The sequence below is a fragment of the Nocardioides mangrovicus genome (genome assembly GCF_003674065.1).
Taxonomy (GTDB): Bacteria; Actinomycetota; Actinomycetes; order Propionibacteriales; family Nocardioidaceae; genus Marmoricola; species Marmoricola mangrovicus.
In genome coordinates this window covers 151,836-164,642 of the sequence record NZ_RDBE01000006.1, presented here as the reverse complement: position 1 = coordinate 164,642, position 12,807 = coordinate 151,836, and the positions used below count along the sequence as shown (strand labels likewise).

11 protein-coding genes are annotated in these 12,807 nt (G+C 70.6%); 9 read left to right on the top strand and 2 right to left on the bottom strand.

Annotation, left to right across the window (positions count from 1 at the left end):
- Positions 1-8: 8 nt before the first annotated feature.
- Positions 9-647 carry an MOSC domain-containing protein gene (locus D9V37_RS06685; RefSeq protein ID WP_198412423.1) on the bottom strand — a complete coding sequence of 213 codons (639 nt, stop codon included), beginning with the start codon at positions 645-647 and terminating at the stop codon, positions 9-11.
- Positions 648-680: 33 nt separating this feature from the next.
- On the opposite strand from D9V37_RS06685, the gene D9V37_RS06680 reads away from it, so the two are divergent.
- From D9V37_RS06680 to D9V37_RS06650, 7 genes are all read left to right on the top strand, one after another.
- Positions 681-2,261, top strand: a complete 1,581-nt coding sequence (locus tag D9V37_RS06680) for an FMN-binding glutamate synthase family protein (protein WP_198412422.1) — start codon at positions 681-683, stop codon at positions 2,259-2,261.
- Entirely contained in the window at positions 2,258-2,998 is a 741-nt protein-coding gene (locus D9V37_RS06675) for an SDR family oxidoreductase (protein WP_121805369.1), read from the top strand. Before D9V37_RS06680 ends, D9V37_RS06675 begins: the two co-directional genes overlap by 4 nt.
- A 23-nt stretch (positions 2,999-3,021) precedes the next feature.
- Positions 3,022-4,746, top strand: coding sequence for a thiamine pyrophosphate-dependent enzyme (locus D9V37_RS06670; RefSeq protein WP_121805368.1), 1,725 nt, complete (start codon positions 3,022-3,024; stop codon positions 4,744-4,746).
- Positions 4,747-4,863: 117 nt separating this feature from the next.
- Complete coding sequence (gene lepA / locus D9V37_RS06665; RefSeq protein WP_121805367.1) at positions 4,864-6,714, top strand: translation elongation factor 4; 1,851 nt, start codon at positions 4,864-4,866, stop codon at positions 6,712-6,714.
- Complete coding sequence (locus tag D9V37_RS06660; protein WP_121805366.1) at positions 6,711-7,202, top strand: GNAT family N-acetyltransferase; 492 nt, start codon at positions 6,711-6,713, stop codon at positions 7,200-7,202. The genes lepA and D9V37_RS06660 overlap by 4 nt, the downstream gene beginning before the upstream one ends.
- A 165-nt stretch (positions 7,203-7,367) precedes the next feature.
- Positions 7,368-8,204 (top strand): aminoglycoside phosphotransferase family protein, encoded by an 837-nt coding sequence (locus D9V37_RS06655; RefSeq protein ID WP_408636188.1) that lies wholly within the window; start codon positions 7,368-7,370, stop codon positions 8,202-8,204.
- A 39-nt stretch (positions 8,205-8,243) separates the two neighbouring features.
- On the top strand, positions 8,244-9,110 hold the full coding sequence (locus D9V37_RS06650; protein WP_121805364.1) for an oxidoreductase: 867 nt from the start codon (positions 8,244-8,246) through the stop codon (positions 9,108-9,110).
- Between the two features lie 6 nt (positions 9,111-9,116).
- On the opposite strand, the gene D9V37_RS06645 is transcribed toward D9V37_RS06650, so the two are convergent.
- A complete protein-coding gene (locus D9V37_RS06645; RefSeq protein ID WP_121805363.1) occupies positions 9,117-9,440 on the bottom strand; it encodes a putative quinol monooxygenase in 324 nt (107 codons plus the stop codon).
- 83 nt (positions 9,441-9,523) lie between these two features.
- Here D9V37_RS06645 and D9V37_RS06640 point away from each other — a divergent pair, with 83 nt between their 5' ends.
- Both D9V37_RS06640 and D9V37_RS06635 read left to right on the top strand, forming a co-directional pair.
- Complete coding sequence (locus tag D9V37_RS06640; RefSeq protein WP_158604395.1) at positions 9,524-10,846, top strand: MFS transporter; 1,323 nt, start codon at positions 9,524-9,526, stop codon at positions 10,844-10,846.
- Positions 10,847-10,874: 28 nt separating this feature from the next.
- Positions 10,875-12,707, top strand: a complete 1,833-nt coding sequence (locus D9V37_RS06635; protein WP_121805361.1) for an AMP-dependent synthetase/ligase — start codon at positions 10,875-10,877, stop codon at positions 12,705-12,707.
- Positions 12,708-12,807: the final 100 nt, after the last annotated feature.

Here is a 12,807-nt window from a genome sequence, read left to right as displayed (position 1 = left end):
GCTGCCGATCAGCGGCCGCGCACCCGCGCAGCGAGCTCGGGGGTGAGGTCCGACCCTGCGGAGGCGAGGCCTGGGAGCAGCTCGGGCTGGGTGGTCAGTGCCCGGAAGCACTGGCTGATGGTGACGCCGTGGTCGGGGCGGTGCAGGACCTCGATCGGGTCGTCCTGCTGGACGAGCCCCGGCACGGCCACCGACAGGTACGCACCGGGTCTCGCCTCGGCCGTGAACTGCTTCAGCCAGCCCTTGGTGCCCATCACGCCGGCGAAGGTGCCGCACGGGATGCGCGGCACCGTGACCACGAGCTCGACCGTGCGGCCGACCCGCCAGCGCTCGCCCAACGGCGAGGCGTTGACGTCGATGCCCGACGTCGTCAGGTTCTCGCCGAACGAACCGTCCGGCAGTAGCGCACCCAAGGTGCGCTCCCAGTGGCCCAGATCCTCGGCAGCGAACGCGTAGACGGCCTGGTCGGGGCCACCGTGGTGCCGGCGGTCGCCGATGAAGTCGCCGTCGAGCCCACTGTCGCCGGCCCTGGGGACGCCCACCCGGACCGGGCCGTCGACCGGCTCCTTGCCGATGCCGGTCCAGCCCGCCCGCTTCCACGGGTTCGGCTCGCGCGAGCCGACGTTGACGGAGCACACGGTCGCCACCACCCCAGAGTAGGTGGGTCTACTGTCCGAACCGTGCTGCGATTCTTCGTCCTCGGCGGCCTGTTCTTCCTCCTCGTGGTCACCGTGGTCGCCGGTTCGATCGGCGGGCTGGCGTGGTGGTTCCTGGTCGCCTTGCTGGTGGTCCTGCTCGGGGTCGGTGTGTGGGACCTGGTGCAGAAGAAGCACGCGATCCTGCGCAACTACCCGGTGCTGGGTCACATGCGGTTCCTGCTCGAGGGCATCCGCCCCGAGCTGCAGCAGTACTTCATCGAGCGCAACTACGACGGGCGGCCCTTCGACCGCGACACCCGCAGCGCCATCTACCAGCGGGCGAAAAGCACGAAGGAGGAGGCGCCGTTCGGCACCGAGCGCGACGTCTACGAGGTGGGCTACGAGTACCTCGTCCACTCCACGGCGCCGGTCGAGACCATGAGCGAGGCGCCGCGCGTGCGCATCGGCACGCAGGCCTGCACCAAGCCCTACGACATGGCGCTGATGAACGTCTCGGCGATGAGCTTCGGCGCCCTGTCGGGCAACGCCATCGAGGCCCTCAACAAGGGGGCGGCGATGGGCGGCTTCGCCCACGACACCGGCGAGGGCGGGCTCTCGAAGTACCACCGGCAGGGCGGCGACCTGGTCTGGGAGATCGGGTCGGGCTACTTCGGCTGCCGCACCGACGACGGCGGGTTCGACGCCGACAAGTTCGCCGAGGTGGCCTCCGGCGACCAGGTGCGGATGACCAGCCTCAAGCTCAGCCAGGGCGCCAAGCCCGGCATCGGCGGCGTGCTCCCGGGCAAGAAGGTGACCAAGGAGATCGCCGAGGCGCGCGACGTGCCGCAGGGGGAGAAGTGCGTCTCCCCGGCCTACCACAAGGCCTTCCACACCCCGCGCGAGCTGGTGCACTTCCTGGCCCACATGCGCAACCTGTCGGGCGGCAAGCCGGTGGGCTTCAAGCTGTGCCTGGGCTCGCGCTCGGACTTCTTGTCCATCTGCAAGGCGATGGTCGAGGAGGGCACGACCCCGGACTTCATCATCGTCGACGGCGCGGAGGGCGGCACCGGCGCGGCGCCTCAGGAGTACGAGGACCACATCGGTGTGCCGCTGACCGAGGGGCTGATGACGGTCGACAACGCGCTGCGCGGCGTGGGGCTGCGCGACACGATCAAGGTTGGCGCCAGCGGCAAGGTCACCAACGGCGTCGACATCGTCAAGCGCATCATCCAGGGCGCCGACTACACCAACTCCGCGCGCTCGATGATGATGGCGGTCGGCTGCATCCAGGCCCAGACCTGCCACACCAACACCTGTCCGGTCGGCGTCGCCACGCAGGACCCTCGGCGAGCTCGCGCGCTCGACGTGCCGTCCAAGGCCGAACGCGTGCACCGCTACCAGCAGCAGGTGGTCGAGCAGGCGATGCAGGTCGTCGCCTCGATGGGGCTGAGCTCCTTCACCGAGCTGCGCCCGCACATGCTGCGCCGCAACGTCAGCCACGGCACCATCAAGAGCTACGCGGAGATCTACCGGCCCCTGCAGCCCGGCGAGCTGCTCGCGACGCCGCCCGCGGACTGGGAGCGCGACTGGGAGCTCGCCGACGCCGACCGGTTCACCCCGTGACCGAGGGGCTCGAGGGCCGCGTCGTCGTCGTCACCGGCGCCAGCAGCGGCATCGGCGAGGCGATCGCGCTGCACCTGGCCGAGCGTGGCGCGCACGTGGTGCTCGGCGCTCGCGGTGAGGACGCGCTGCGCGAGGTGGCCGGTCGCATCGAGTCGGCGGGGGGTCGAGCGGTCCACCGCGCCACCGACGTACGCCGTCGCGAGGACGTCGAGGCCCTGGTCGCCACCGCTCGCGAGCACTTCGGTGGCCTCGACGTGATGGTCTCCAACGCCGGCGCGATGCCGGTCTCCTTGATGGACGACCTCAGGGTCGACGACTGGGACCTGATGATCGACGTCAACCTGCGCGGTGTGCTGCACGGGATCGCCGCCGCGCTGCCGGTGTTCCGCGAGCAGGGTCGCGGTCACTTCGTGCACATCGCCTCGACGGCGGCCTACAAGGTGGTGCCGCAGCAGGCGCTGTACGCCGCCACCAAGACCGCGGTGCGGGTGCTCACCGACGGGCTGCGCCAGGAGCTGGCCCCCGACCTGCGGGTCTCGCTGGTCTCGCCCGGCTTCACCCACACCGAGGGCATCGGCAAGGGCAGCGACCCCGAGATCGCGGCGGCCATGATCGCCCGCCGCGACGAGATCGCGATGCCGCCCGAGGCCGTCGCCCGCGCTGTCGCCTACGCCCTGGAGCAGCCGGAGTCGGTCGACGTCGGCGAGATCGTGCTCCGCTCCACCGCCCAAGCCTGATCCCCGATCGAGAGGTTGGACCCATGACCACCGTTGCCGAGCTCATCATCGACGCCCTCGCCGACCACGGCGTCACCTCCGTGTGGGGTGTGGTCGGCGACGCCCTCAACCCCGTCACCGACGCGATCCGGCGCGAGGACCGCATCGAGTGGGTGGGCGTGCGCCACGAGGAGGCCGGCGCCTTCGCGGCGTCGGCGCAGGCGCAGCTGACCGGCGAGCTCGCGGTCTGCATGGGCACGGTGGGCCCGGGCGCCCTGCACCTGCTCAACGGCCTCTACGACGCCAAGAAGTCGCACGCGCCCGTGCTGGCCATCGTGGGCCAGGTGCCCCGCGAGGACATCGGCACCGACTTCTTCCAGGAGGTCGACAACGACGTCGTCTTCGCCGACGTCGCCAGCTGGAGCGGCACCTTGACCTCAGTGGACCAGATGCCGCACCTGCTGGAGGAGGCGGTCAACACCGCGATCTCCACCCAGGGCGTGGCCGTGCTCTCGATCCCCGGCGACGTCGGCGCACTCGAGCTGCCGAAGGGGACCCGCAGCTGCGCCTTCGTCCGACCGGCCCCGCCGGCCGCCGCGGACGCCGACACCGTGCGCGCCGTGGCCAGCGTGCTCAACGAGGCCAAGCGGGTCACGCTGCTGGTGGGCCAGGGAGCCCGGCACGCGCGGGCCGAGGTGCTCGACCTGGCCGAGCGGCTGCAGGCGCCGATGGTGCTCACGCTCAAGGCCAAGGACGGCTTCGACGACGACAACCGCTTCGAGATCGGCCAGTCCGGGTTGATCGGCAACCCGGCCACCGCCGAGGCGTTCGCCACCTGCGACGTGCTGTTCCTCCTCGGCACGGACTTCCCCTACCGCAACTTCCTGCCCACCGGTAAGACCGTGGTGCAGCTGGACTCGCGCGGCCAGCACGTCGGCCGGCGCACTCCGGTGACGCACCCGTTGGTGGGCGACAGCCGGCTGACGCTGCAGTCGCTGCTGCCGCTGCTGGAGCACCAGGAGAGCAGCCGTCACCTCGACGCCGCCCGGAAGGTCTACGAGGAGTGGGGTCGGCTGCAGGCCCACCTGGCCGACCCCGACTACGACAAGAAGCTGTTCGGCCGGCTGCGCCGCAAGGTCGACAACCCCGAGCGACGCATCCGCCCCGAGCTGGTCGCGGCGGCGGTCGAGAGGCACGCGGCGCCCGACGCGATCTTCACCACCGACACCGGCATGTCGACGGTCTGGCTCTCCCGCTTCGTGCGCATGACCGGCGGCCGGCGGCTGATCGGTTCCTACAACCTCGGCTCGATGGCCAACGCGATGCCGCAGGCGCTCGGCGCCCAGGCATTGGACCGCGCCCGTCAGGTGGTCTCGTTCTCGGGCGACGGCGGGCTGACCATGCTCCTCGGCGACCTCATCACCGCGGTCAGCCACCGGCTGCCGGTCAAGATCGTCGTCTTCGACAACGGCCGGCTGGGCATGGTCAAGCTCGAGATGGAGCAGGTCGGCCTGGCCGAGTTCGGCACCGTGCTGCACAACCCGGACTTCGCCGCCCTGGCCCAGGCGATCGGCATGCACGGCGTCCGGATCACCGACCCGCGCGACGTCGACGGCGCGGTCCGCGACGCCTTCGCCCACGACGGCCCGGTGCTGCTCGACGTCCTCACCAACCCCGACGAGATCGCCATCCCGCCCAAGCCCACGCTCGAGCAGGGCTGGGGCTTCGCGATCGCCAAGTCCAAGGAGTTCCTGGTCGCACCGGAGTAGGACCGACGCTCAGCACGAGACCGGTTCCGCGATGGGCTCCGTGAACGTCGCCGCGCTCTCGCCCCAGCCGATGCCGTGGGAGTATTGGGCAAGCCCGACGCACGCCGAGCCTGAAAGATGTCCGTGACCCGCACCGCTCCCGTTCCTGGCCGCACCGACCCGGCCGTCCTCCGGAACTTCTGCATCATCGCCCACATCGACCACGGCAAGTCCACGCTGGCCGATCGGATGCTGCAGCTGACCGGCGTCGTTGACGAGCGCAGCGCGCGTGCGCAGTACCTGGACCGGATGGACATCGAGCGCGAGCGCGGCATCACCATCAAGTCCCAGGCGGTCCGCATGCCGTGGACGGTGGGCGAGACGCCGTACGTGCTCAACATGATCGACACCCCCGGCCACGTCGACTTCACCTACGAGGTCTCCCGCTCGCTGGCCGCGTGCGAGGCGGCGGTGCTGCTGGTCGACGCAGCCCAGGGCATCGAGGCGCAGACGCTGGCCAACCTGTACCTGGCCATCGGCGCCGACCTGCACATCGTCCCGGTGCTCAACAAGATCGACCTGCCCAGCGCGCAGCCGGAGAAGTACGCCGAGGAGCTGGCCGGCATCATCGGCTGCGACCCGGGCGACGTCTTGAAGGTCAGCGCCAAGACCGGCGACGGTGTCGCGGCGCTGCTCGACGAGATCGTGGCCCAGACCCCGCCTCCGGTGGGCGACGCCGACCAGCCCGCGCGAGCCCTCATCTTCGACTCGGTCTACGACACCTACCGCGGCGTCGTCACCTACGTCCGTGTGGTCGACGGCGAGCTCAAGCACCGCGACCGGATCAAGATGATGTCGACCGGCGCCGTGCACGAGATGCTCGAGGTCGGCGTCATCAGTCCCGAGCCGGTGAAGGCCGACCACATCGGGGTCGGCGAGGTCGGCTACCTGATCACCGGTGTGAAGGACGTGCGCCAGTCGCGCGTCGGTGACACCGTGACCAGCCAGCACGACGGCGCCGGCGAGCCGCTCGGCGGCTACGAGCACCCCAAGCCGATGGTCTTCGCCGGGCTGTACCCGATCGACGGCGACCAGTACCCCGACCTGCGCGAGGCGCTGGACAAGCTGCAGCTCAACGACGCGGCCCTGGCCTACGAGCCGGAGACGTCGGGCGCCCTCGGGTTCGGGTTCCGCTGCGGGTTCCTCGGGCTGCTGCACATGGAGATCACGCGTGACCGGCTCGAGCGCGAGTTCGGCCTCGACCTGATCTCGACCGCGCCCAGCGTGGTCTACCGCGTGGTGATGGAGGACGGCAGCGAGCACGTCGTCACCAACCCCAGCGAGTTCCCCGACGGCAAGATCGCCGAGGTGCACGAGCCGATGGTCAAGGCGACCGTCCTCAGTCCCAGCGACTACATCGGCACGATCATGGAGCTCTGCCAGTCCAAGCGCGGCCAGCTCGACGGCATGGACTACCTCTCCGCCGACCGCGTCGAGATGCGCTACACGCTGCCGCTGGCCGAGATCGTCTTCGACTTCTTCGACCAGCTGAAGTCGCGCACCAAGGGCTACGCCTCCTTGGACTACGAGACCACCGGCGAGCAGGCCGCCGACCTGGTCAAGGTCGACATCCTCCTGCAGGGCGAGCCGGTCGACGCCTTCAGCGCGATCGTGCACCGCGAGGCGGCGTACTCCTACGGGGTCATGCTGGCCGGCAAGCTGCGCGAGCTCATCCCGCGGCAGCAGTTCGAGGTACCGATCCAGGCCGCGATCGGCACCCGGGTGATCGCGCGGGAGACGATCCGCGCCATCCGCAAGGACGTGCTGGCCAAGTGCTACGGCGGTGACATCACCCGCAAGCGCAAGCTGCTGGAGAAGCAGAAGGAGGGCAAGAAGCGGATGAAGATGGTCGGCCGCGTCGAGGTGCCGCAGGAGGCGTTCGTCGCCGCGCTCTCCACCAACGCCCCGGCGGAGAAGAAGGCGAAGTGATCCTCCGCCCGGCTCGTGACGACGAGTGGCCGGTGCTGGAGTGGCTGTGGCAGGCCTACGGTCACGACCTCTCGGAGTTCCGCGACTCCTACCCGCGTCCCGACGGCCGGTTCACCCACGACCACCTCGACCGGGCCCGCGGCACGGGGACGGCGTATCTCGCCCTGACCGATCCGGGTCAGGGGCGCGGCGAGGTGCCGGTGGGCTTCTCGTTGGTGACGGCGGGGGAGCGCGGCGAGTGGCACATGATGGCGTTCTTCGTGACCCGGCGGGTGCGTCGCACCGGCCTCGGTCGCGACCTCGCGCTGGAGACGATCCGCCGGCACCCCGGGCCGTGGGAGATCGCCTTCCAGGAGGAGAACCCCCGTGCCGCGTCGTTCTGGCGCCGCATCGCCGACGAGGCGTTCCCCGACGGCTGGCGCGAGGAGCGGCGCCCGGTGCCCGGCAAGCCGGAGATCCCGCCCGACGTGTGGATCATCGGCGGGTGACACCCGAGCAACCGCCGAGGCGTCGTGTTGTCGCGCGTCGTGGCCGGTGAGGCGTCGCGTCCCGACGGTGCGGATGATGCGACGCCTCGGCGCCGATGACTGACGAGGTGGCGACGCCTCGGCGCCAGTGACCCGCGAGGTTGCGACGCCTCGGCGGCCGTGATGATGGCACCCGTGGCGTTGACCGACGACCTGCTCGCCGAGTGGGACCTGCGGGTCGACGGTGCCCCGATGCGCGGTCGCACCGCGGTCGTCACCCCGGTGCTGACCGCCGACGACGTCCCGGCCGTCCTCAAGGTTTCGACGCGCTCGCTCGTCCCTCGCGGGCTGCTCAACCACCAGGTCGTCGTGCCGCACCCCGAGGCCGAGCACGAGCACCTGGCCCTCAAGCGCTGGGCGGGCGACGGTGCGGTCGAGCTGCTGCGGGCCGACCCGGGTCGCTGGGCGCTGCTGCTCGAGCGCTTGGAGTACCGCGACCTGCGCGAGGAGTGGGACGTCGCCGCCTGCGAGGTGGTCGGCGACCTCTATCGGCGCCTGCACGTGCCGGCGCTACCGCAGCTGCGGACGCTGTCGTCGTCGGTCGCCCGCTGGGCCGAGGAGCTCGCCCGCGCCGAGGTCGCGATGCCGCCGCGGCTGGTGCAGCAGGCGATGTCGATCGCACGCGACCTCGCCGGCGACCCCGCCACCGACGGCACGCTGATCCACACGGACCTGCACTACGAGAACGTGCTGGCCGCCGAGCGCGAGCCGTGGCTGGCGATCGACCCCAAGCCGATGTCGGGCGACCCGCACTACGAGGTGGCGCCACTGCTGTGGAACCGGTTCGACGAGCTCGCCGGCGACGTCCGGCGCGGCACCCGGGCCCGGTTCCACGCCGTCGTCGACGCGGCCGGGCTCGACGAGGACCGTGCGCGCGACTGGGTGGTGCTGCGCATGGTGGTGGCCGCGGACGACCTGGATCCGACGCGGTGCGTGGCCATCGCGAAGGCCGTGCAGGACTAGCGGTTGCGCTGCGCGGAGACCGGGGTAACGTAACCGGACATGACCTCCACTTACGTCATCGGTGACTACTCGGTCCACCGCGTCGGCTACGGCGCCATGCAGCTGCCGGGCCCCGGAGTGATGGGCCCGCCGCGCGACCACGACGAGGCGCTGCGGGTGCTGCGCCGGGCGATCGAGCTGGGCGTGGACCACATCGACACCGCCGACTTCTACGGCCCCTACGTGTCCAACGACCTGATCCGCGAGGCGCTGGCGCCCTACCCGGAGGGCCTGGCCCTCGTCTCCAAGGTGGGCGCCTTCCGCGACGACGCCGGCAACTGGCTGCCCGGCCAGACCCCCGCGCAGCTGCGGCAGGGCGTCGAGGACAACCTGAAGCGGCTCGACGTGGAGCGGCTGGCCGCGGTCAACCTGCGGCGCATGGACGAGCACGAGGGCGTCGAGGCGGTGCCGCTCGAGGACCAGCTCGCCGAGATGGCCGCCCTGCGCGAGGAGGGCAAGATCGCCGGCATCGGTATCTCGACCGTGCCGCTGGAGATGGTGCGCCAGGCCCACGAGAGCGTCGGCCTCGTGACCGTCCAGAACGCGTTCAGCCTGCTCTCCCAAGACGACCGGCCGACCCTGGAGTACTGCCGCGAGCAGGGCATCTCCTACGCCCCGTACTTCCCGCTCGGCTCGGCGTTCGAGCACATGCCCAAGGTGGTGGACGACGTGACGGTGCAGGCCGTGGCCGAGCGCACCGGGCACACGCCCTCGCAGGTGGGTCTGGCCTGGCTGCTGGCCCAGGCCGACAACGTGCTGCTCATCCCGGGTACGTCGTCGATCGCCCACCTGGAGGAGAACCTGGCGGTGGGTGACATCGAGCTCTCCGCCGAGGATCTGGCCGAGCTGGACAAGGCCGCGTCGTAGCGGGCGCTACTCCGGCATCTGCACCTCGCCGAGCTCGTCCCAGCCCTCGCCGTCGACCTGACGGCTGACGATCCTGGGTCGACTGACCAGGGCTTGGCCGAGCTCGCGCATCGCCTGCTGGAAGTGGTCGCTCGAGACGTGCGGGCCGGCGCCATCGTCGGTGAACGCCTCGACCAGCACGAACTCGGCCGGGTCCTCGACGCTGCGCGACCACTCGAACCACAGGTTGCCCGGCTCGGCGCGGGTGTCGCGCGTGAAGTCGGCCACGAGGTCCATCCACCGGTCGGACCACTCGCGCTTGGTCTCGAACTTGACGACGATGAAGATCATGCAACCGAGCGTTGCACACCTTCGCAGGTGTCCAGTTGCCTAATGAGGGCGAGGAAGTCGGCCTGGTCGCCGAGAATCCTTCCGTGCCGACCGCCGACCCTCCGAACGCCGGACCTCGGCACCAGGCGCGCTCGACGTCGCGGCTGTCGCGACTGCTGCCGCCCCCGGGACCGACGCGGCTGATCGCGGTCCTCAGCCTGGTCAACAGCACCGGCAACGGGGCGTTCTACGCCCTGAGTGCGCTCTACTTCACGCGCATCGTCGGCCTTCCCGTGCTCGAGGTGGCGCTGGGCCTCTCCATCGCCGGCATCGCCGGGCTCGTGGCCGGCATCCCCGTCGGGCACCTGGCCGACCGGCGCGGTCCGCGGGAGATCCTGGTGCTCACCCTGGTGCTGGCCGGCATCGCGGACGGCCTGCTGCTCCTGGTGACCAGCTACTGGCAATTCGTGGTGATGGCTTGCGTCTTCAGCTTCGCCACGGCGGGTGCCTCGGCGGTGCGCAACGCGCTGATCGCGGCCCTGGCCACCGGGGCCGAGCGCTCGGTGTCGAGGGCCTACGTCCGGGCGGTGACCAACGTCGGAACGGGACTGGGCACGGCCCTGGCCGCGCTGGCGCTCCATGCCGACGACCGGCCCTCCTACATCGTGGTGATGCTGATCGACGTCGTCAGCTACGTGCTGTGCGCCTTCCTCGCGGTCGGCCTGCCGAAGGTGTCGGCGCCCCCTCGTGAGGAGGCGGCGGGGATCCTGACCGCCGTCAGGGACCTGCCGTACCTGACCGTCACCGGCCTCTCGGCCGTGCTGGCGCTGCACTACGAGATGCTCGCCATCGGGGTGCCGCTGTGGGTGGTCAACCACACCAGTGCCCCCAAGTGGCTGGTCTCGGTGCTGCTGGTGCTCAACACCGTCGTGGTGGTCACCTGCCAGGTGGCGGTCGCACGGCGGATCGTGACGCTGCGCCACGCGATCACGGCCAGCGCGGTGAGCGGTCTGCTGCTGTTCGAGTCGTGCGTCGTGTTCGGGCTGAGCAGCAGCGGCGGGCTGGTGATCGCCTCCCTGGTGCTGGTCGCGGCGCTGCTGCTGCAGGTCGTCGGCGAGATCACGCAGGCCGCCTCCTCCTTCGTCCTCGGCTTCGACCTCGCCCCCGAGCACGCCCAGGGCCAGTACCAGGGCCTGTTCGGCTCGGCGATGACCCTCTCGGCCCTGGTCGGGCCGACGGTGATCGCCGTGCTGCCGCTGCGGATCGGACCACCGGGATGGTGGGTGCTCGGGGCCTTGATGCTGGTCGCCGGCCTGCTGCTCGGACCCGCGGCCCGGTGGGCCGAGAGGTCGCGGGCGAGAGCGGATCTGGTCGTGCCGAGGTCGGGGGAGACACCCTCGGCTACTGTCTGGTCACCGCCGACGTGATCGTCGCCACTCAGCGAGGAGAACACCTGTGCCCCACGGACCCGAGGACTACGACGCCTCCGTGATCGAGGGGCGGCCGGCCAACGTCGCCGCGCAGTTCCTCGATCGGGTACGCCGCAGCGGCAGCCGCGAGGCCTACCGCTATCCCGACCCCGCTGCGAGCGGTGGTTGGTCCTCGCTGACCTGGGACGAGGTCGGCGAGCGGGTGCGCCACTACGCCGCCGGTCTCCTCGAGCTCGGTCTCGAGCGCGAGCAGCGCGTCGGCATCGCCTCGGCCACCCGATACGAGTGGATCCTGGCCGACCTGGCGGTGATGTGCGCCGGCGGGGCCACGACCACCGTCTACCCCTCCACGCGCGCCGACGACACCGGCTACATCCTGGCCGACTCCGAGTGCCGGTTCGTGTTCGTCGAGGACGACGACCAGCTGGCCAAGCTCGTCGAGCAACGGGCCGAGCTGCCGAAGCTGGAGAAGGTTGTCACCTTCACCGGCTCGGGCGACGGCGACTGGGTCATCGGCCTGGACGACCTGGCCGCGCTGGGGGAGAAGCGACTGGCCGACCAGCCCGAGGAGATCGACACCATCGCCGGTGAGATCCCCTCCGACGCGCTGGCCACGCTCGTGTACACCTCGGGCACCACCGGCCGGCCGAAGGGCGTGCGGCTGCGCCACGACTCGTGGGTGTACGAGGGCGTGGTGATCCAGGCCTACGGCTTCCTTACCGAGGACGACCTGCAGTACCTGTGGCTGCCGATGTCGCACGTGTTCGGCAAGGTGCTGCTGTGCTCGCAGCTGGCCTGCGGCTTCCCGACCGCCGTGGACGGCCGGGTCGACAAGATCATCGACAACCTGGCCGTCGTCCGGCCGACCTTCATGGGCGCCGCGCCGCGGATCTTCGAGAAGGCCTACGGCCGGATCACGACCATGACCGAAGCCGAGGGCGGGCTGAAGAAGGCGATCTTCGACCGCGCCTTCGCCGTCGGTCTCGACGTCGACGCCCGCCGGCGCGAGGGCCGCTCGGTGCCGCCGCTGCTGGCCGCCCAGCACGCCCTGTTCGACCGGCTGGTCTTCGCCAAGGTGCGCGAGCGGTTCGGTGGCCGGGTGCGCTTCTTCATCTCCGGGTCCGCGGCGCTCAACCGCGACGTCGCGCTGTGGTTCAACGCCGCCGGCATCGTGATCCTCGAGGGCTACGGCCTGACCGAGACCTCGGCCGGCGCGTTCGTGAACCACCCGGACAAGAACAAGTTCGGCACGGTCGGCCCGGTCTTCCCCGGCGAGGAGGTACGCATCGCCGAGGACGGCGAGGTACTGCTCAAGGGCCCGAACATCATGGACGGCTACCACCGGCTGCCCGAGGAGACGGCGTCCGCGCTGGTCGACGGCTGGCTGCACACCGGCGACATCGGCGAGCTCGACGACGACGGCTACCTGCGCATCACCGACCGCAAGAAGGACCTGTTCAAGACCTCCGGCGGCAAGTACGTCGCGCCCTCGGCCATCGAGTCGCGGTTCAAGGCCGTGTGCCCCTACGTCAGCAACTTCCTGGTGATCGGCAACGAGCGCAACTACTGCATCGCCCTGGTGGCCCTGGACCCCGAGGCGATCGCGGAGTGGGCCGAGCGCAACGGCGTCAGCGGCGATTACACCGCCATCGTCACCTCGCCGAAGTGCCGCGAGATGGTGCAGGGCTACGTCGACGAGCTCAACTCAGGCCTCAACCGGTGGGAGACGGTCAAGAAGTTCGAGATCCTCGAGCACGACCTCACCATCGAGTCCGGCGAGCTCACCCCCTCGCTCAAGGTCAAGCGGAAGGTCGTCGAGACCAACAACGCCGATCGGATCGACGCGCTGTACGGCTGAGCCCGGGGGTTGCGCCAACTGCGCACTTGCGAAGATGGCGCGCGTGATCCGTCGGTCCCGGCGCGCCGAGTGCGCAACTGCGCAGTTGGCGCACGTCCGG